This is a genomic window from Actinoplanes derwentensis (assembly GCF_900104725.1).
GTDB lineage: Bacteria > Actinomycetota > Actinomycetes > Mycobacteriales > Micromonosporaceae > Actinoplanes > Actinoplanes derwentensis.
Window position 1 is genome coordinate 4271332 of record NZ_LT629758.1, and the last position, 18669, is coordinate 4290000.

The 18669-nt window shown below is 68.0% G+C and carries 16 protein-coding genes, 2 rRNA genes and 2 pseudogenes (1 of these 20 only partly in view); 7 read left to right on the top strand and 13 right to left on the bottom strand.

Annotated elements, in window-relative coordinates; all coding sequences use genetic code 11:
* Positions 1–24 precede the first annotated feature (24 nt).
* Positions 25–264: pseudogene (locus BLU81_RS50750) on the bottom strand (helix-turn-helix domain-containing protein); the annotation flags it as partial.
* A gap of 196 nt (positions 265–460) precedes the next feature.
* Between BLU81_RS50750 and rho the strand changes: the two are divergent.
* Positions 461–1480, top strand: a pseudogene (rho, locus tag BLU81_RS18910) (transcription termination factor Rho); the annotation flags it as partial.
* Positions 1481–1634: 154 nt separating this feature from the next.
* On the opposite strand, the gene BLU81_RS18915 reads toward rho, so the two are convergent.
* From BLU81_RS18915 to glnII, 7 genes are all read right to left on the bottom strand, one after another.
* The gene (locus BLU81_RS18915) at positions 1635–3119 is read right to left on the bottom strand and encodes a PP2C family protein-serine/threonine phosphatase (RefSeq protein ID WP_092545893.1); all 1485 of its coding nucleotides are present in this window, start codon (positions 3117–3119) and stop codon (positions 1635–1637) included.
* 158 nt (positions 3120–3277) lie between these two features.
* Positions 3278–3559: a TM2 domain-containing protein gene (locus BLU81_RS18920; RefSeq protein WP_092545894.1), complete on the bottom strand. Its 282-nt coding sequence runs from the start codon at positions 3557–3559 to the stop codon at positions 3278–3280.
* Positions 3556–4299 carry an alpha/beta fold hydrolase gene (locus tag BLU81_RS18925; protein WP_092545895.1) on the bottom strand — a complete coding sequence of 248 codons (744 nt, stop codon included), beginning with the start codon at positions 4297–4299 and terminating at the stop codon, positions 3556–3558. The genes BLU81_RS18920 and BLU81_RS18925 overlap by 4 nt, the downstream gene beginning before the upstream one ends.
* A gap of 11 nt (positions 4300–4310) precedes the next feature.
* Complete coding sequence (locus tag BLU81_RS18930; protein WP_092545896.1) at positions 4311–4703, bottom strand: ATP-binding protein; 393 nt, start codon at positions 4701–4703, stop codon at positions 4311–4313.
* Positions 4696–5025 (bottom strand): STAS domain-containing protein, encoded by a 330-nt coding sequence (locus BLU81_RS18935; protein ID WP_092545897.1) that lies wholly within the window; start codon positions 5023–5025, stop codon positions 4696–4698. Before BLU81_RS18935 ends, BLU81_RS18930 begins: the two co-directional genes overlap by 8 nt.
* Positions 5026–5067: 42 nt before the next feature.
* Complete coding sequence (locus BLU81_RS18940; protein WP_092545898.1) at positions 5068–5862, bottom strand: N-formylglutamate amidohydrolase; 795 nt, start codon at positions 5860–5862, stop codon at positions 5068–5070.
* Positions 5863–5901: 39 nt separating this feature from the next.
* Positions 5902–6912, bottom strand: coding sequence for a glutamine synthetase (glnII, locus tag BLU81_RS18945; RefSeq protein WP_092545899.1), 1011 nt, complete (start codon positions 6910–6912; stop codon positions 5902–5904).
* 335 nt (positions 6913–7247) lie between these two features.
* Here glnII and BLU81_RS18950 point away from each other — a divergent pair, with 335 nt between their 5' ends.
* Positions 7248–8114 (top strand): universal stress protein, encoded by an 867-nt coding sequence (locus BLU81_RS18950; protein ID WP_092545900.1) that lies wholly within the window; start codon positions 7248–7250, stop codon positions 8112–8114.
* 21 nt (positions 8115–8135) lie between these two features.
* Here BLU81_RS18950 and BLU81_RS18955 read toward each other — a convergent pair whose 3' ends face one another.
* Positions 8136–8606: a response regulator gene (locus BLU81_RS18955; protein ID WP_092557298.1), complete on the bottom strand. Its 471-nt coding sequence runs from the start codon at positions 8604–8606 to the stop codon at positions 8136–8138.
* A gap of 153 nt (positions 8607–8759) precedes the next feature.
* Between BLU81_RS18955 and BLU81_RS18960 the strand changes: the two genes are divergently transcribed.
* Together BLU81_RS18960 and BLU81_RS18965 are read left to right on the top strand one after the other, a co-directional pair.
* Positions 8760–9683 (top strand): siderophore-interacting protein, encoded by a 924-nt coding sequence (locus tag BLU81_RS18960; protein ID WP_092545901.1) that lies wholly within the window; start codon positions 8760–8762, stop codon positions 9681–9683.
* The gene (locus BLU81_RS18965) at positions 9677–10384 is read left to right on the top strand and encodes a nucleoside/nucleotide kinase family protein (RefSeq protein WP_197686282.1); all 708 of its coding nucleotides are present in this window, start codon (positions 9677–9679) and stop codon (positions 10382–10384) included. Before BLU81_RS18960 ends, BLU81_RS18965 begins: the two co-directional genes overlap by 7 nt.
* Here BLU81_RS18965 and BLU81_RS18970 read toward each other — a convergent pair.
* The gene (locus tag BLU81_RS18970) at positions 10329–11828 is read right to left on the bottom strand and encodes an alkaline phosphatase D family protein (RefSeq protein ID WP_092545902.1); all 1500 of its coding nucleotides are present in this window, start codon (positions 11826–11828) and stop codon (positions 10329–10331) included. The genes BLU81_RS18965 and BLU81_RS18970 overlap by 56 nt on opposite strands.
* A 155-nt stretch (positions 11829–11983) precedes the next feature.
* Here BLU81_RS18970 and BLU81_RS18975 point away from each other — a divergent pair, with 155 nt between their 5' ends.
* From BLU81_RS18975 to BLU81_RS18985, 3 genes are all read left to right on the top strand, one after another.
* Positions 11984–12535 (top strand): hypothetical protein, encoded by a 552-nt coding sequence (locus BLU81_RS18975; protein ID WP_092545903.1) that lies wholly within the window; start codon positions 11984–11986, stop codon positions 12533–12535.
* Positions 12536–12759: 224 nt separating this feature from the next.
* A complete protein-coding gene (locus tag BLU81_RS51565) occupies positions 12760–14727 on the top strand; it encodes a polysaccharide biosynthesis tyrosine autokinase (RefSeq protein WP_172890582.1) in 1968 nt (655 codons plus the stop codon).
* Positions 14728–14882: 155 nt separating this feature from the next.
* Positions 14883–15137, top strand: coding sequence for a hypothetical protein (locus BLU81_RS18985; RefSeq protein WP_092545905.1), 255 nt, complete (start codon positions 14883–14885; stop codon positions 15135–15137).
* Positions 15138–15222: 85 nt separating this feature from the next.
* On the opposite strand, the gene BLU81_RS18990 is transcribed toward BLU81_RS18985, so the two are convergent.
* The 3 genes from BLU81_RS18990 to BLU81_RS19000 form a co-directional block, all read right to left on the bottom strand.
* On the bottom strand, positions 15223–15660 hold the full coding sequence (locus tag BLU81_RS18990) for a CBS domain-containing protein (RefSeq protein WP_092545906.1): 438 nt from the start codon (positions 15658–15660) through the stop codon (positions 15223–15225).
* Between the two features lie 385 nt (positions 15661–16045).
* Positions 16046–16162, bottom strand: a 5S ribosomal RNA gene (rrf, locus tag BLU81_RS18995).
* Between the two features lie 160 nt (positions 16163–16322).
* Positions 16323–18669 (bottom strand): 23S ribosomal RNA (locus BLU81_RS19000); it runs 768 nt beyond the window's last position.

Here is an 18669-nt window from a genome sequence, read left to right on the forward strand (position 1 = left end):
CGTCCGGAACTGGGACCGGCCGGCCGGCTGGGCCGCCAGCAGCATCTCCCGGCGCACCTCGTCGAGCAGGTCGGGCATGGTCAGCCGCAGTGCCCGGCAGATCGCCGCGAGCACTTCCGACGAGGCTTCCTTGGTGCCGCGCTCGACCTCGGACAGGTACGGCAGCGACACCCCCGCCTCGGCCGCCACCTGCCGTAACGTCCGCCCCTGGCCCAGCCGCACCTTGCGCAGCACCGCCCCGATCACCCGCCGCAACAGTGGCATCCCGATCTCCTTCCCCGCGTGTGGTCCGTTGCCATCATCGCCGGTTTCGCGGCACGGTGCTAAGGTGGGCTCACCGGAACCCGGATGCAGGCGGATTGAACGCCCCCGGCAGTTCCACTTCTCCCCTACCGCGTCACGCGGCTTCCACGGCCTAGTCTGCCGTCGTTTCGAATCGAGAACCATCATGTCCACATCCGTACCCGTCGACGGTTTCGTCGACATCGTCAACGACCGCGCCTGGCTGCGGACCAGCGGCTACGCGCCCTCCCCCACCGACATCCCACTACCGCGCGGAATGCGGCTGCGCCGCGGTGACCACGTCACCGGCACCCTGGACCGGCCGCGGATCAACGGCCGCGAACCCGGCCCGCGCCCGGACTTCTACCAGCTCACGTCGGTGCACCCGCACGAGCGGCTGCGGCTGGAGACCGAGCCGCATCTGATGACCACCCGGGTCGTCGACCTGTTCATGCCGATCGGCAAGGGCCAGCGGGCGGTGATCGCCGCGCCGCCGAAAGCCGGGAAGACCACGGTCCTGGAGGACCTGGCGACCGGGATCGCCCACAACCATCCGGACTGTCACCTGATGATGCTGCTGGTCGACGAACGCCCCGAAGAGGTCACCCACCTGCGCCGCACGGTCAAAGGCGAGGTGATCGCGTCGACGTTCGACCGCCCGCCGCAGGAGCAGACCGCGGTCGCCGACCTGGCCGTCGAGCGCGCGAAACGCCTGGCCGAACAGGGCGAGGACGTGATCCTGCTGCTGGACTCACTGACCCGCCTGGCCCGCGCCCACAACCTGATCGCCCCGGCGCGCGGCCGGACCCTGACCGGCGGCCTCGACCCGATCGCGCTCCAGCCGCCGAAACGCCTGCTCGGCGCGGCCCGCGCGCTGGAGGGCGGCGGTTCGGTGACGGTGATCGCGACGGCCCTGGTGGAGAACGGCTCCGCCATGGACACACTGATCTTCGAGGAGCTGAAGAGCACCGGCAACGCCGAACTGAAACTGGACCGCCACCTGGCCGAGTCCCGGATCTTCCCGGCCGTGGACATCGCCGCCTCCGGCACCCGCCACGACGAACTCCTGCTCCACCCGGACGAGTTGCCGCTGGTCGCACGCCTGCGCCGAGCGGTAAAACTTCAGCAACTACTGCCTCAGCTCCGCGCGGCACCGTCCAACGCGGCGTTCCTTCACAAGATCAAAACCACGCTTTAGTACGCCTACCCACAGTCCCGCCCCCACCCCCGCGGGGCAGGCGGCCCCTCCCGGCCGCACCGCGCCCGCCGGGCGTGAGCGACCCGTTCCCCTCCAGCGCCGCGCCACTCCTGAACAACGGTCGTCAGCGACGGCCACGACAAACTGTCGTCGGCTAGGGCGTCACTCGTACGGCCAGGGTGCAGGTGTCGTCGTCGGGGCTCGGCGTGTGCAGCACACTCGGCGTCGAGAAAGTCGAGAAAGGGGCCGCCGCCAGGTGCTCGCGGATCTCGGCGAACCGGCCCTCCGGCAGGCCGCGGCGTTCCACCAGGCCATCGGTGAAGAACAGCACCAGATCGTCCGGTTCCAAGAAGGCCCGTGCGATCGGGAAGTCGACCTCCGGTTCGGCGCCCAGCAGCAGACCCGCCGGGCGTTCCATCTCGGTGACCGTTCCGGCCCGGCCAAGCAGCGGCGGCAGATGGCCGGCCCGGGCCCACGGCAACTCCCGCGTGTGCGGGTCGTAGAACGCCACCAGTGCCGTGCCGGTGATGCCGAGTTGCAGGCACAGCCGGTTCATGTGGCGCAGCAGTTCCCCCGGGTCGCGGATGCCGATCGACAGCCACGCCACCAGCGCGAACCGCAGGTGCGCCATTCCGCTCGCCGCTTCCAGGCCGTGCCCGGCTACGTCTCCGATCGCCAAAGCCACCAGGCCGTCCGGCAGGGTCTGCGCGTGGTACCAGTCGCCGCCCACCTTCGTGGTGCTCTCCGCCGGCAGGTAGCTGACCGTCACCTCCAGGCCGGCCAGCGCGAGCGGGGCGGCCGGTACCGGCTGGATCAGGTTCTGCAACTGCCCGGCCAGACGGTGCTCGGCGAGGGCGGTCATCTCCCGGGTCCGCAGCCGGTCCGACAGGGATTCGATCTCGGTACGGGACTCCACCCGCGCCGACACGTCCTGCACCACCGCGTAGATCTTCACCGGCACGCCCGACGCGTCACGTGCCACGTCCGACAGAATCCGCAGATGCCGGACCTCGTCGTGCACCCGGAAACGGATCGTCACGTCCGAGGTGGCCCCGCTGTCCAGGGTCTGCCACACGGTCTCGGCGATCCCGCGGTCCTTCGCCAGCATCAGCCGTGCCTGGTCCGGGCGGGACAGCGGTCCCTGTCCGGGGTCGCGGCCGAAGAGCCGGAACATGCCCGGGGACCAGTCGGTACGGCCGGACGCCAGGTCGTACTCGGTCCAGCCCAGACTGCCCAGCACTTCGGTGTGTTCCAGCCGCCGCTGATGCTCGTCGACCCGCTCCCACCAGACGAGGATCCCGCCGAGCACCCGGGAGGCGCTGATCGTGAAGCGGGATTCGGCGACGATCCCGGACCGGTTCTCCGCGTACCGGAAGTCGTTCATCCGTTCCGGGGTGCCTGTCGCGAGCACCCGCAGGTACATGCTCCACAGCGGACTGCCCGGCAGGCTCGGGTACAGCTCGGCGAGCCGGCCGTCGATGCGCTGGGTACCGCGCCCGAAGATGTCCCGGATCCGGTCGCTGGTGGCCGCGATCCGGAAGTCGGCGATCCCCCCGTCGTCGTCCGGCACCGGGGTCATCCAGGTGCACCCGACCGGAACCGCGGCGAGCAACTCCCGCACCACCGCCTCGTCCACCATCCGAGCAGCCTAACCGTGGCGTACCCGGTCCCGGGCCGAGTAGGAGACCCGGGCGGCCCGGCGTTTCGCGATCAGAATTCGCGTGGTGACTCAGGGTGCGAATCGAACCCCAGGTCACCATGCCGGAACGGCGCTCGCGCCTTGATCGCGGAAGCTGTCTAGCCGTCGACGAAGCCGTACCCGGCCATGATCTCGGCCCGGCGGGCGCGGTTGACGGCTTCGACGCGACGGGCGATCAGGAACACGTCGGCCAGGGTCCACAGGCCGAGGCCGCCGAGGGTGAACAGCATCGCGATGGACCGGCCGGTGTCGCCGAGGTAGAAACGGTGCCCGCCGATGATCCCGGTCAGCACCCACAGCAGGTACGCGGTGGGTGCGTCCTTCTTCACCGACTCGTAGGCGAATTCGGCCCGCTGAATCCGGTACTGGAGGTCGTTCACCAGCGCAGTGCCTCGGCGAACGCTTGCGGCGCGGTGTGCGAGGCGAAGTGCGACTGCCCGGCCAGGACCACCCGGGAGGCTTTCGGGAGGGCGACGCCGAGCGCGTCCATGGTGGCCGGCATCGGTTCCCACGTCGTCGCGCCCTGCACGATCCGCACCGGCACCCCGATGCCGGCCCAGCGGGCGACGTCGGCGCTGTCGGCGGCGAGAGCTTCGAGGTCGTGCAGCATGCCGGCGGCCTCGTCCGGGGCGGCGGCACCGACGTCCATCGGGAACCGGGCGACATCGGCGGCGAAGATCCGGTTGGCGGCGAGCAGATCCCCGCCGGTGAGTGCGGCCCGATACCGGTCGAGCGCCACGGTGTCGGCGGCGGCGAAGAGCGGAGGTTCAAAAACGGTCAGCGTACGGATACCGGCCCCGTCCGCCAGGGCGGCGTGCAGGCCGACCGTGGCTCCGTAGGACCCGCCCACGACCCGCGCCTCGCCACCGGCGGCCATGATGACGGCCCGCAGATCGGCTACGTCGTCGGCGAACGTCTTGGCCCGGGTGCAGCCGTCGCTGGGCGCATAGCCCCGCCGGGCGTACACCCATGTCTGGAATTCTTCGGTGAGCAGCGGCAGCACCGGGTCCCACGAGTCCAGCCCACCGGCCGACCCGTGCACCAGGACGAGGGGTTCGCCGCGCCCGTGCCGCCGGACCGCGAGCCGCGTCCCGTCCGCCGATTCCACTGTCGTCTCCACCGTGCGCGTCCCTACAGGTCGAGGCGGATCCGGACGAGGGTGCCGCCGGGCACCGTCGCGGTGTCGACGGAGTCGCAGACGCGTTCGACGATGGCCAGGCCGCGGCCCCGGATCGCTTCGGCGGACGGCATCGAGCGGCCGAACGGGCGGTCCTCGCCCCGGTCGACGACGTCGCAGACGAGCTGGCCGGCTTCGGCCCAGACCCGGATGTGGCCGCCGCCGGTGGTGTGCTGCAGGGTGTTGGTGGTCAGCTCGCTGACGGCGAGGGTGAGCACGTCGATCCGGGCTTCGGACAGACCGAGGGTGAGGGCCCGTTCGGTGACGAAGGCACGGACCCGGCGCAGGTCGTCGGGGACCGCATAGGACATGCCGTCGGTGCTGGTCTCGGTGGTCTGCTCAGGCATGACGGTGTTCTTCGGCCGGGGCGCGCAGCAGGGTGTCGAGGCCGGTGATCTCCAGGACGCCGGCGACCGGGCCGTCGGCGTTGATGAGGTAGACGTGCCCGCCGGTGTGCTTGGCCGCGTGATGGGCGGTGATCAGGCTGTGCACCCCGCTCGAGTCGATGAAGGTGAGCTGGGCCAGGTCGACCAGGACGATCGGTGCGCGGTGCACGGCGTCGAGCAGGACCGCGGTCAGGTGCTCCCGGACGGCCAGGTCGCACTCACCGGTGAGGGACACGGTGATCCGGCCGCTCGTGGCGGAGGTTCTCGCCTCGAAGTTCGCCATTGATCGTCGTACCTTTCCCGCGGCTCGTGTTCGCCAGGGCCATCATGTCATCCCGGTCGCGGGATCGCCGCCACCGGCGGGCACGCGTCCGGGGACGGTTTCGACGAGCCGCGCCAGTGCCGCGGCGATAGTGGCGATCCCGGGGGTGGGCGGCCCGCCGGGCTCGGTCATGTACTGGTCACGGCGGATCTCGATCATCAACGCGTGGACCGCCGGGTCGTGGTGGTAGTGCTTCAGCGGGACGTAACAGCCGGCGAACGGGGTGTCGAGCGCGGTCTGTGGGAAGGCGGCCCGGGCGGCGCCGATCAGGGCCGGTGGGGTGTGGAAGTCGTCGGTGCCGAGGCAGACCGGCGGGCGGGGGCCGCCGTGCAGTTCGTAGGGCAGGCGCACGGTCGGATAGGAGTGGACGTCGATCACGCAGGCCTGCCCGGTGGCGGCCAGGCGCTCGTCGACGAGACGGGTCATCGCTGACGCGTACGGCTGGAAATGATCGTGGAGAAGGGCCGCGTCGCGGACCGGATCGTCGGCGCGCAACCGTCGCCCGGTGTGTCCGTGCGTGTAGACCGGCCCCATGCCGACGGTGACCATCTCGTCGTCGGTGAAGCGCTCCGGGTCGACGACCAGCCGGGAGAGCCGGTTGATGAAGACCCACGGTTTCCGTTGCACCAGGTCAACGGCTTCAAGAGCGATCACGTCCGTGTACGCGTCGGTAAGGTGATCCAATTCCTCGCCGACAATGTCCGGGGACAACCCGGAATCGACGAGATCGCGCGACGCGTGTGGCACGTGCAGGATCACCGGAGAAGCCGGATCACCCGGCAGAACGTCGAAGGCCACCGCACGAACGATACGCGCGGTGGCCTTCGAGTCAGTCGATCAGTTGTCGCCGGCGGCTGCACCACAGATGGTGTCGATGAGCAGGCGGGTCACCACGTACGGGTCGACGTTGGCGTTCGGGCGACGGTCCTCGAGGTAGCCCTTGCCGTCCTTCTCGACCTGCCACGGGATACGCACCGACGCGCCACGGTCCGAGACGCCGTAGCTGTACTCGGTCCACGGGGCGGTCTCGTGCAGACCGGTCAGGCGCTGGTCGATGCCGGCACCGTAACCGTCCACGTGCTCCTGACGCTTCTTGCCCAGCGCCTCGGCACCGGCGATGATCGCGTCGTAACCCTCGCGCATGGCCTTGGTGGAGAAGTTGGTGTGCGCACCGGCACCGTTCCAGTCGCCCTTGACCGGCTTCGGGTCGAGGGTGGCGGAGACGCCGTGCTTCTCGGCGATGCGGTAGAGCAGCCAGCGGGCGACCCACAGCTCGTCGGCGACCTGCGGCGAGGCGACCGGGCCGATCTGGAACTCCCACTGACCCGGCATGACCTCGGCGTTGATGCCGGACAGGTGCAGGCCGGCCGCGAGGACAGCATCCATGTGCTCTTCGACGATCTCGCGGCCGAAGACCTCGTCGGCGCCGACGCCGCAGTAGTAGCCACCCTGCGGGGCCGGGTAGCCACCACCGATCGGGAAGCCGAGCGGGCGGCCGTCCTTGAAGAAGGTGTACTCCTGCTCGATGCCGAAGATCGCCTCCTGGTCGGCGTACTTCTCGGCGACGGCCCGGAGCGGGGCGCGGGTGTTCGTCGGGTGCGCGGAGCCGTCGATCAGCTCGACCTCGCACAGCACGATGATGTGGTCGTCACCACGCAGCGGGTCGGGACAGGTGAACACCGGGCGGAGCACACAGTCCGACTTGTCGCCGGGCGCCTGGTTGGTGCTCGAGCCGTCGAAGCCCCAGATGCCGGGCTCTTCGCCGGCGGCCAGGATCTTCGTCTTGGACCGCAGCTTCGCCGTGGGCTGGGTGCCGTCGATCCAGAGGTATTCGGCCTTAACCGCCATTGTTCTGTCTTCTCCTCGAAAAAGGGGCACTCGGTGCGTACTCCGCTCATCCCTGAAAAAAGTGGTTTATCGTCACTTAATCCAGGTGGAACGCGAGGATGCTATCGACCCCAGATAAAATCCATGTTTCCGTTCCCGACCTTCGGACGCGTGATCCCGGTAACGTTCAGTGGCTTTCCACCGCTTTGAGCAGTGCCGTCCGCACCTTTGTGACCAGCGCCTCGCCCACCGGACGCCGATCCGGTCGTGACAGTCCCGCAACGCTGACCAACGACTCTTGCCGCCGGGACTTTCGCCGACCACGATCAGGGGAGTCGGCGTGAGGAGACGGCACCGTGGCCACTCAGAGGATCGTCGTGGGCTATGACGGATCGCCCGACGCGCGAAAGGCCGCCCGCTGGGCACTGGACGAGGCACAGCGCACCGACCTGGTCGTCGAGCTGCTCTACGCGTACGAATGGCCCAGTTATGTCCCGGCCGCCGCGATGATGCCGGCCGCCGCGGTCTACCCGGACGCCGACACCGACGACGCCGTCGGCGAGATGCTGGGCCGGGCCCTGGAAGCCGCCGGCGCGAGCCATCCGGGAGTCCGGTTGTGCACCAGAGTGGAACACGGCACCGCCGCGGTCGCCCTGGCCCAGCGCAGCGCAGACGCCGCACTCGTGGTGGTCGGCGGGCCCCGGCACTCGATGATGCGGGCCCTGCTCGGTTCCACCAGCGCGTCGGTGAGCGCACACGCCCGCTGCCCGGTCGTGGTGGTGCGCGGCGAGCCACGCGACACCGACCCGGTGGTGGCCGGTGTGGACGACTCCCCCGCCTCCGGACTGGTCCTGGGTTTCGCGTTCGAGCAGGCCGCGATGCGGGGCGTGCCGCTGCGGGCGGTGCACGCCTGGCCGGTTCCGGCCGGGCGCGACCTGCTCTGCGACGTCAACCTGGCCGCGGTCGCCGCGGAACGCGACCGGCTGCGGTCGGTGGTCGACTCGTGGCGCCGCCGCTTCCCGCAGACGCCGGTGACCAGCGAGATCCTGATCGGCGGGCCGGGCGAGGTGCTGGCCGAGGCGGCGGCCGGCGCGCAACTGGTGGTCGCCGGCGCGCGGGTGCGGCGGGCCCTGCGGGTGGCGTTGCGGCCGTCGATCGGCCGGCATCTGCTGCACCGGGCCCGGTGCAGCATCGCCCTGGTCCACGAGACCCGCGCCCGATGAGCCGGTCACGGGTGGAGCCGGTCACGGGTGGTGAGCGGGCACCAGATTCTGCACCCGGCGCAGCAGCTCGGCCGAGCTGAACGGTTTGATCAGGTAGTCCTCGGCGCCGACCGTGTGCCCGAGCGCCACGTCGGCGGGCCCCCCGCGCCCATTGATGATGATCACCGGGATGTTTGCGGTCTGCGGCGACGAGTGCAACTCGTAGCAGAAACCGATGCCGTCGAGTCCCGGCATGGAGACGTCGAGCAGGATCAACTGGGGACGCTCATGCACCGCCAATGACATCGCGGCGCGGCCGTTGTCGGCTTCCAGGATCCGGTAACCGGCCACCTGCAGCTTGACCGCGATCAGGTCCCGCACGTCACCGTCGTCGTCGGCGATCAGGATGGTCGGCGGCTGGAGCGCCGTCTCCCAGTCGCCCGCGAACCACGGCAACACATCGGAGTCACTGAAAGTGATAGCCGTGGTCGGAACGGAATGGGTGTACGGCATGTCATCTCCTTGCGGCTTGCTGGGACCGTACTGATCGGCGCACCCGGTGGTGACCGCAGGAAACAGCCGGTTGCCGTTCGGGTGTGACGGGGCCGGTGGTGACAGGGCCACACCGAACGGTTAGGTTTGGCTTACCTAAAGAGGGAGGCGACCATGACCCAGACCGCAGTGCCCACCAAGGCCGTCCCGTTCCGGTTCTTCCCGGTTCAGGTCGCCCGGACCGAGCGCCTGAGCCCCAACTTCCTGCGCGTGACGTTCACCGGCAACGAACTGGCCCACTTCGCCGACAACGGCTGGGACCAGCGCATCAAGCTCATCCCGCCGCTGCCCGGCTCCGGTTTCGAACACCTGCCGACCGGCCCGGACTGGTACTCCCGCTGGCGCGAACTGCCCGACGAGCAGCGTAATCCGATCCGGACGTACACCATCCGCGACGTCCGCGCCGCCGACCGCGAGATCGACGTCGACATGGTCCTGCACGGCGTGAACGGCCCGGCGTCGCGCTGGGCGGTCGCCGCCGAACCCGGCTCGCCGATGACGATCCTGGGCCCGAACGCGCAGTACGACGGCCCGTCCGGCGGCATCGACTTCCACCCGCCGGCCGCCACCCGCCGGATCCTGCTGGTCGGCGACGAGACCGCGGTCCCGGCGATCGCCTCGATCCTGTCCCGCCTGCCCGCCGACGCCGTCGGCCACGCGCTGCTGGAGGTCCCCGAGACCGGCGACCACCTGCAACTCGCCGCACCGCCGAACTTCACGGTCACCTGGCTGCCCCGCGACGGCGAAGTCCACGGCGTGAAGGTGATCCCGGCGGTCCGCGAGGTCGCCGCGAAACTGATCGGCGACTGCACCGCCCCCGCGACACCCACCGCCCTGGAGGACGTGGACATCGACGAGGGCATCCTGTGGGAGGTCCCGGAGGTGTCGGTGGGCACCCCGGACGGCTTCTACGCCTGGCTGGCCGGTGAGGCCGGCGTGATCAAGACACTGCGCCGCCACCTCGTCTCCGAGTGCGGCGTCGACCGGCGCTCCGTCGCGTTCATGGGCTACTGGCGCCTGGGCCGCGCCGAGTGCTGACCGAGACACGGTCCCGGCTTCTGGAGCAGATCGCTGACGCGATCATTGCGGACCCGGCTGTCGTACGGGTCGGCGTGGACGGTCCCGACGGTTCCGGCAAGTCGATCCTGGCCGGTGAGCTGGCCGGGGTCCTGCGTGCCCAGGGCCGTCCGGTGGTGCACCTGTCGATCGATGACTTCCACCAGGTCCGGGCGATCCGCTACCGCCGTGGCCGGGACTCGCCGGAGGGTTTCTGGCTCGACTCCTACGACTACGACCGGTTCCGCGCCCGGGTGCTGGCGCCGTTCGCGCCGGGCGGTTCCCGGCTCTACCGGCACGCCTGCCATGACCTGGAGTCCGACGAGATCGTCGACCCGCCACCGCGCCAGGCCCCGGCCGGAGCGCTGCTGCTGGTCGACGGCCTGTTCCTACACCGCGACGAACTGGCCGGGGCCTGGGATCTGTCGGTCTTCCTGGACGTGCCGTTCACCGAGACGGCCCGGCGGATGGCGTCCCGCGACGGCACCCAACCCGACCCGGAACATCCCGGCATGCGCCGGTACGTCCAGGCGCAGCGGATCTACTACGCCGCCTGTGACCCGCACCACAAGGCCACGTTCGTGGTCGACAACCGTGACGTGGCCGCCCCGGTGTTCAAGAATCCGGCTAGATCCGGTGCAAGCCGGGCCGCCCCGCCTCCACCTCGAACGACGCGCGAGTAGAGACACTCGCACCCCGTCGCGTGACCTGCGGCAGCGTACGAAAATCGGCTCGGTATCGGTCTTTGCCGAGGGTCACCATCGTGTAGCCGCGCCGCTCGGAGTAGAACCGGAAATGCGGATTGGTGGCCCGGTGCGGCAGCGCCTCCAACGACGTCCCGTTGCCGTTGGAGGTGAGCGACGTGCAGATCAGTTCGGTGCCGACGGTCGCCGACCCGGGATCCCGGTAGTCCAGTTTCAGATCGTTGGCGAACGCCGCGTGCACATCCCCGGTCAGCACCAGCGGGTTACGCACCCCGCGGTTCACCCAGCCGCGCTGCAGCCGCTTGCGGGCGTCCCGGTAGCCGTCCCAGCCGTCCATGTTCGCACCCCCGGCCGCATCCATGAACTGGGCGAAGAACACCTGCTGACCGAGCACGTCCCAGGTCGCGGCCCGCTGGGCCAGACCATCCAGCAGCCACTTCTCCTGCGCCGCTCCGGTGATCGTGCGACCGGCCCGGTCCGCCGCCGCACACACCTTCCAGTAGTCCCCGCACGGCTGGTCGTCACGGAACTGCCGAGTGTCGAGCATGTGGAACGTCGCCAGCCTCCCCCAGGGCACCCGCCGGTGGAACGTCTTCGACCGCAGCGGCGTGTTCTCCCGGAACGCGCGGTAGGCGGCGGCCCGCCGGGTACGCCAGCGGGCCGCCGTCATCACCGGCGTGTTCCCGGCTCGTACCAGCTTGGCGTAGTTGTTCTCGACCTCGTGGTCGTCCGGGATCACCAGCCACGGCGCGGCCGCGTGCGCCGCCCGCAGATCCGGGTCGGTCCGGTACTGCGCGTACCGCCGCCGGTAGTGCGCCAGCGTCACCGCCTCCCCACCGGCGTGCGCGCGCACCCGGCCCGGCAACCCGCTGTCCTCGTAGATGTAGTCGCCGAGGAACAGCACCAGGTCCGGCCGTTCCTCGGCGATCCGCCGGTAAGCGGTGAAGTAGCCGGCCTCCCAGCTGGCACAGGACGCGACGGCGATCCGCAGGTCGGGGCCGAACGTGCCGGTCGCCGGGCTGGTCCGGGTCCGCCCCACCGCCGAGATGTGCCCACGCGCGCGGAACCGGTAGTAGTAGACCCGCCCCGGGCTCAGCCCACCGGCGATGACGTGGACCGCGTGTGCCTTCGCGTGGCGGGCCGCCACCGTCCCCGAGGAGACGATCTTGCTGAACGACGAGGTGGTGGCGACCTGCCACTGCACCGGCACATCGGCCGTGGACATGCCGCCGTGCCCGTCGGCGTTCAGCGGCTGGACGGCGAGACGGGTCCACAGCACCACACTTGTCTGAAACGGATCACCGGAGGCGACCCCGAGACGAAACGGGTTGGCGGCGGCGGCAGCGTTGGTGGACGGCAGTAGCAGCGATCCGGCGACGGACAGCCCGCCGAGGACGAAGTAACGCCTGTCGATGCGTTGCATGATTCGTACGATCGGGGCGGCACGTGAATATCAGGCGTTCCCTACCCGAACCGGCAGATGACGCGAGCCGCAAGAAATCGGAAGCAATCCCGGAACATCACATTGCCGCCCGCTTTCCCCTGCATTGCCGCCCGGCCCTGCCGAACGTGACTCCCATGACGGCTTTCCGGTACGCGCTGAGATCCGCCTCGTTCGCGACGGCCTATCTGGTGGTCTACCTGACCTGCACCGTCCTGCCCTGGTTCCCGGTTCCCGCACTCGCCGTCGCAGCCGTCTGGCTCACCGCCCAGACCGGCTACGGCAACCGCCGCCTCGACGTGGTCATGCTGGCCACCGTCGCGATGGTCGGCGCCACCCTGAACGGCGCCGGACTGCTCCTCTGCGCCGTCGCCGCCATCGTCGCGGTACTGCCGGCCCTGCTCTTCGCCGTCCTGATGCAACGACAGCTACCCGGCTTCTGGCAGGGACACGGCGACCGATTCCGCAAACCCCGCGCCGCCCTCGTCCGGCTCGCCGGAATCGCCCCGCTCGCGGCCGCCACCGGCATCGTCCTGGAAACCGTCGCCGACACCGGATTCGCCGCCGCCCCGGCCGCCCTGCACTTCGCCATCGGCACCGCCACCCTGTTCCTGGCACCCCTCGCCGTACGCGCCACTCGCACGCACAGTGACGGCCCCGGCCGCCCCACCCTCACCGTGGTCCGCTGACCACACCTCGCTGACCAGGGGAGATCCTCGTCATATCCACCGACCAACCAGCGCTGGACGCCGTAACAACGAGACACACATCGCCGGAATGATCGACGCGCCGGAACCCCGTTCGATGGAAGAATCCTCGGCTTGAGATCTGAACGACGGGGAGGCCACCAGCGATGACGACCTACGGACGATCCGCGCGACTATTGCGCCGATACGGTCCCTGGACACTGGTGGTGACGACGGCGACCATCGCCGCCGCCTACGCCCTGAACCAGCAGGCGCCATCCGTCTACGAGTCCGAGGCGACGATCCTGGTCGAAGCCCGCCGCACCGCGACCACAGCCGTTCGTGACGCCATCGGCCCCGACGTCGCCACCGAACGTGAGGTCGCCCTCTCCGACCTGGTGCTGCTGCCCGCCGCCGGACGGGTCGGCTCCTCGATCGACGACTTCACCCGTGACCTGAGCGTCGAAGTCGTCCCCGGCGCCAGCGTGCTGCGGATCGTCTACACCTCCGACAACGGGCTCAGCGCCCAGATCCGCGCCCGCGCCCTCGTCGAGGCCTACGTCGGCTACCGTGCCCAAGGCCCCGCCGACGTCACCGTCCTCAGCGAACCCACCCTGGCCGGCGAACCCGACACCCGCCCGCTCGCACCCGACCTGGCCGCCGGACTCGCCGCCGGTCTGCTCCTCGGCCTCGGCACCGCCTTCCTGCGCTCGCGCACCCGCGGACTGATCCGCTCCCGCGACGACCTGGCAACCCTCGCCGGCACCCCGGTCATCGCAACCATCCCTCGTTACCGGCGACCCGGCGGTACGGCTACCGGCGCGCCAGTGGTGCTGCGCGCACCCGAATCGCCGGCCGCCGAGTCGTACCGCTACCTCCGGTCCCGTCTCCAGACCGCCATGCGCCCGACCACCACCACCACGATCCTGGTGACCAGCCCCGGCGACCGGCAGGGCCGCACCACCACCGCCGCGAACCTGGCCGTCACCCTCGCGCAGGCCGGCCGCACCGTCGTCCTCGTCGACGCCGACCTGCGCAACCCGCAACTGCACCACGTCTTCCAGGTCACCGGCGACTACGGCCTGACCACCCTCCTGGACGGCGACACCGGCGTTTCCGAGGTCATCGAGGAGACCCGGGTGCCCCGGCTGTCCCTGATCCCCGCCGGTCACCGCGATGGCGACCACGTCGACCTGATGGACAGCGCCCAGCTCGCCCGGGTCCTGCGAGCCGTCCAGAAACACGCCGACGTGGTCGTCATCGACACGTCCGCGGTCCTCAGCGCCGCCGACGCCATCGCCCTCGCCGCCCTCAGCGACCTGGTGCTTCTCGTCGCCGACTACCGCCGCACCCGGCGCGAGACGGTCCGGCGGGCCCTGGACGAGCTGGCCGAAGTCGTCCACGGCAACGTCAGTCCGGTCCTGGTCAACGTCCCGAAGAGCGCCGGTGCCCTGATCCCGCGTGCCCGCGTCCACTCGGCGATCGTGGACCACGGCCCCCTCACCCGCGAACGTCTGGTCTCCGACGCCGACGACGTGGCACCGCCCGGGGTGACGTCCCACTCGTACGTCGAGGTGGAAGCCTCCGACGAGCCGGAGAACAACGACCTCGCCGACTACTACGCCCGGACTGCGACGGTGGCCGTCCCGGTGATCTACGGCTCAACCCAGACCGCAACGGTCTACGCCTCCACCAACGCAGCCGCCACCGCCACCGCCGACGACGACCTCAGCGCCGAGGAGCAGCCCGAATCGGTCACCCCCGCTTCCGCGGCTTCCCCGGTCGCCCCCGCTTCCGCGGCTTCACCGGTCGCCCTGACCTCCGCGGCCGAGGCGTCCAGCGACGGGTCCTCCACCGACGCACTCTCGGACGCACCCGCCGCTGACGACGAGCCCTCCACTGGCACGCCCTCCTCCTCCGAGATGTCCTCTGCTGACGGCGCGTCGTCTGCCGGTTCGTCGTCTGCCGAGGGGGCCGGTGACTCTGCGGACGAGGATCTCGAAGACCTCGCCGCGGTGTCCACACCCGCCGACATCGCCGGTCTCCAGCCCACCGCCGACGCCACCACGGTCGTTCCCACCGCGACGGTCACCGCGTCGTCTTCCGCCACGCTTCACGACGCCGATTCAGCCGCGTCATCGCCCACGTCAGCCCAGGCGGGAACCGGCAAGGACACCGCCCAAGCCCGAAGCTGACCGGCTGTCCTGTCAGTTCATGGACAACATCGACCGCACTGTCCGATTAGTGTCGGTCCTGGAGCGTGAACGAACCGCATCACCGGGTTGGACTCTCGTCTTGAGGGGACTCAACAGACAGGCCCAACCCGGCGAGTCTCCTGGAGAGGTGTGCGATGACCACGAACCAGACCACGATCGAAACCGCCCCCGACAAGATCCAAGCTGTCACTGAGGAAGCCGGCCAAAAGGCGATCAAGGCCCGATCCAGGGCCACCGCGGCCGTACGCCGAAATCCCAAGAAGTCAGCAACCGCAACCACCGTGGTCCTGCTAGCGGCAGCGGCGGCAGCCGTCCTGCTGACCCGCCGCCGCTCCGCAAAGGCCACCGCTCAGAACCGCAGCCGCCTGGCCCAGCTCCTGAACCGCTGACCTCCGGCCGACGCCACCGCCCACCCAAAGGGCGGTGGCGTCACCGTTCCCAGCCTCGCCCCGTTCCCCGCCTCGTGCCGTTTCCTCAGGCCCGGTCGCCGGTGATGTATTCGGTGAGCGTGCTGCGTTCGGTCTCCAACTCCCCGATCCGGTTCTTGACGACGTCGCCAATGCTCACGACACCGCACAATGCCCCGTCCACCACCACCGGCACATGCCGGAACCGCCCCTGAGTCATCAACCTCTCCACATCCTCGAGCTGCGCTTCCGGTGTCACGGTCCGCACTCTGGTGGTGGCGATGGCACTGACGGGTTCCGCCAGCACGCCGGCCCCCCGCTGAGCCAGGGCCCGCACGACGTCCCGCTCACTGACGATCCCGTCCACCACGGAACCGTCCCGGGAAACCACCGCCGCCCCGATCCGATACTCGGCAAGCACTCCCAGCAGCCGTTCGGTACTGGTCTCCGGCGTCACGGTCACCACCTGCTCCCCCTTGACCCGGAGAATGTCGCTGATCCGCATAGTCCCTCCTCGCACTGGTCCGACGTTGGTCCCCGCTGTGGTTCGACTCGCGTACCACCTCTATGCCCAACGCACCCCACCGCTGTCAAGAAGAACAACTCCCACGGACCAACCAACCACCACCCACCGCGGACCACCCACCACCCCAGGCAGCTTCCGGCCCCGCCCTTCACCGGGCTTTACCGGGCTTCACCGGGCTTCACCGGGCTTCACCGGGCTTCACCGGGCTTCACCGGGCTTCACCGGGCTTCACCGGGCGAGTCTTGCCACAGCCAAGGTGCGAAAGATGGCCTCCCGCCGGCGAAAACGGCCCGAAATTCATTCCGTCCCGGAAATGCAGAAAAGGCCCACCCGGTCACCCGGGTGGGCCTTTCCATACGTTTGAGTCCGGCGGCGTCCTACTCTCCCACACCCTCACGAGTGCAGTACCATCGGCGCTGGAGGGCTTAGCTACCGGGTTCGGAATGTAACCGGGCGTTTCCCCTCCGCTATGACCACCGAAACACCTGTCAGCACAGCGAAAAACCAGCAACCTGACATCCTTTTCTCCGGCCCAGCCGGCACCGACATAAAAAGTCGGAACCAACCAGAACCCTCAAAAAATCAGGGTGGTTGTTCGTTTGCTGTGAATCACACAGTGGACGCTAAGCACAAAATTTAGGGTGGTTAAGCCCTCGGCCTATTAGTACCGGTCAACTCAACACGTTACCGTGCTTACATCTCCGGCCTATCAACCCAGTAGTCTAGCTGGGAGCCTTACCCACTCAAGGTGGTGGGATACCTCATCTCGAAGCAGGCTTCCCGCTTAGATGCTTTCAGCGGTTATCCCTTCCGAACGTAGCCAACCAGCCATGCTCCTGGCGGAACAACTGGCACACCAGAGGTTCGTCCGTCCCGGTCCTCTCGTACTAGGGACAGCCCTTCTCAAGTATCCAACGCGCACGGCGGATAGGGACCGAACTGTCTCACGACGTTCTAAACCCAGCTCGCGTACCGCTTTAATGGGCGAACAGCCCAACCCTTGGGACCTGCTACAGCCCCAGGATGCGACGAGCCGACATCGAGGTGCCAAACCATCCCGTCGATATGGACTCTTGGGGAAGATCAGCCTGTTATCCCCGGGGTACCTTTTATCCGTTGAGCGACACCGCTTCCACTCGCAAGTGCCGGATCACTAGTCCCGACTTTCGTCCCTGCTCGACCCGTCAGTCTCACAGTCAAGCTCCCTTGTGCACTTACACTCAACACCTGATTGCCAACCAGGCTGAGGGAACCTTTGGGCGCCTCCGTTACCCTTTAGGAGGCAACCGCCCCAGTTAAACTACCCACCAGACACTGTCCCTCGACCCGATCAGGGCCGCAAGTTAGATACCCAAACCCAACAGAGTGGTATTTCAACATTGCCTCCACCCGAACTGGCGTCCGAGCTTCACCGGCTCCCACCTATCCTACACAATTAAATTCAGATACCAATGTCAAGCTATAGTAAAGGTCCCGGGGTCTTTCCGTCCTGCCGCGCGTAACGAGCATCTTTACTCGTACTGCAATTTCGCCGGGCCTGTGGTTGAGACAGTGGGGAAGTCGTTACGCCATTCGTGCAGGTCGGAACTTACCCGACAAGGAATTTCGCTACCTTAGGATGGTTATAGTTACCACCGCCGTTTACTGGCGCTTAAGTTCTCCGCCTCGCCCTCACGGGCTAACAGGTCCCCTTAACGTTCCAGCACCGGGCAGGCGTCAGTCCATATACATCGTCTTACGACTTGGCATGGACCTGTGTTTTTAGTAAACAGTCGCTTCCCCCTGCTCTCTGCGGCCATACCACGCTCCACCAGCAAGTGGCTTCACGCGTCCGGCCCCCCTTCTCCCTAAGTTACGGGGGCAATTTGCCGAGTTCCTTAACCACAGTTCACCCGTCGCCTTGGTATTCTCTACCTGACCACCTGTGTCGGTTTAGGGTACGGGCCGCTCAAAGCTCGCTAGAGGCTTTTCTCGGCAGCATAGGATCAATGACTTCACCAGAACGGCTCGGCATCACGTCTCAGACTATATGCACCGCGGATTTGCCTACGGTACGTCCTACACGCTTACCCCGGCACAACCACCGGCCGGGATCATCTACCTTCCTGCGTCACCCCATCGCTAAACTACTACCCGCTGAGGTCCTAGACTCCACACCCTAGGTCCGAAGACCGCCGGCGCTTTGCGTAGTTAGTACAACGAGGTTCGTCTTGGGCGCTTCTTTGCGGGTACGGGAATATCAACCCGTTATCCATCGACTACGCCTCTCGGCCTCGCCTTAGGCCCCGACTCACCCAGGGCGGATTAGCCTGGCCCTGGAACCCTTGGTCATCCGGCGGAAGGGGTTCTCACCCTTCATTCGCTACTCATGCCTGCATTCTCACTCGTATGGCGTCCACGGCTGGATCACTCCGCCGCTTCACCCGCCATACGACGCTCCCCTACCCATCCACACACCTGCACAACACTCACGAAGAGTGAAGCGAAGTAAAGTATGAATGCCACAGCTTCGGCGGTGTGCTTGAGCCCCGCTACATTGTCGGCGCGGAACCACTTGACCAGTGAGCTATTACGCACTCTTTAAAGGGTGGCTGCTTCTAAGCCAACCTCCTGGTTGTCAATGCGATCCCACATCCTTTTCCACTTAGCACACGCTTAGGGGCCTTAGCTGGCGATCTGGGCTGTTTCCCTCTCGACTACGAAGCTTATCCCCCGCAGTCTCACTGCCGCGCTCTCACTTACCGGCATTCGGAGTTTGGCTGATTTCAGTAAGCTTGTGGGCCCCCTAGACCATCCAGTGCTCTACCTCCGGCAAGAAACACGCGACGCTGCACCTAAATGCATTTCGGGGAGAACCAGCTATCACGGAGTTTGATTGGCCTTTCACCCCTAACCACAGGTCATCCCCCAACTTTTCAACGTTGGTGGGTTCGGTCCTCCACGCAGTCTTACCCACGCTTCAACCTGCCCATGGCTAGATCACTCCGC

Coding starts and splice junctions, on each gene's coding strand:
- BLU81_RS18915 (WP_092545893.1), bottom strand. CDS start 3,119: ATGGTGGACGAGGCGGTGGTGCGGGAGTTGCTCGCCGCGGTTCCGGTC.
- BLU81_RS18930 (WP_092545896.1), bottom strand. CDS start 4,703: ATGCCTGAGCAGACCACCGAGACCAGCACCGACGGCATGTCCTATGCG.
- BLU81_RS18935 (WP_092545897.1), bottom strand. CDS start 5,025: ATGGCGAACTTCGAGGCGAGAACCTCCGCCACGAGCGGCCGGATCACC.
- glnII (WP_092545899.1), bottom strand. CDS start 6,912: ATGGCGGTTAAGGCCGAATACCTCTGGATCGACGGCACCCAGCCCACG.
- BLU81_RS18955 (WP_092557298.1), bottom strand. CDS start 8,606: ATGCCGTACACCCATTCCGTTCCGACCACGGCTATCACTTTCAGTGAC.
- BLU81_RS18960 (WP_092545901.1), top strand. CDS start 8,760: ATGACCCAGACCGCAGTGCCCACCAAGGCCGTCCCGTTCCGGTTCTTC.
- BLU81_RS18970 (WP_092545902.1), bottom strand. CDS start 11,828: ATGCAACGCATCGACAGGCGTTACTTCGTCCTCGGCGGGCTGTCCGTC.
- BLU81_RS18975 (WP_092545903.1), top strand. CDS start 11,984: ATGACGGCTTTCCGGTACGCGCTGAGATCCGCCTCGTTCGCGACGGCC.
- BLU81_RS18985 (WP_092545905.1), top strand. CDS start 14,883: ATGACCACGAACCAGACCACGATCGAAACCGCCCCCGACAAGATCCAA.
- BLU81_RS18990 (WP_092545906.1), bottom strand. CDS start 15,660: ATGCGGATCAGCGACATTCTCCGGGTCAAGGGGGAGCAGGTGGTGACC.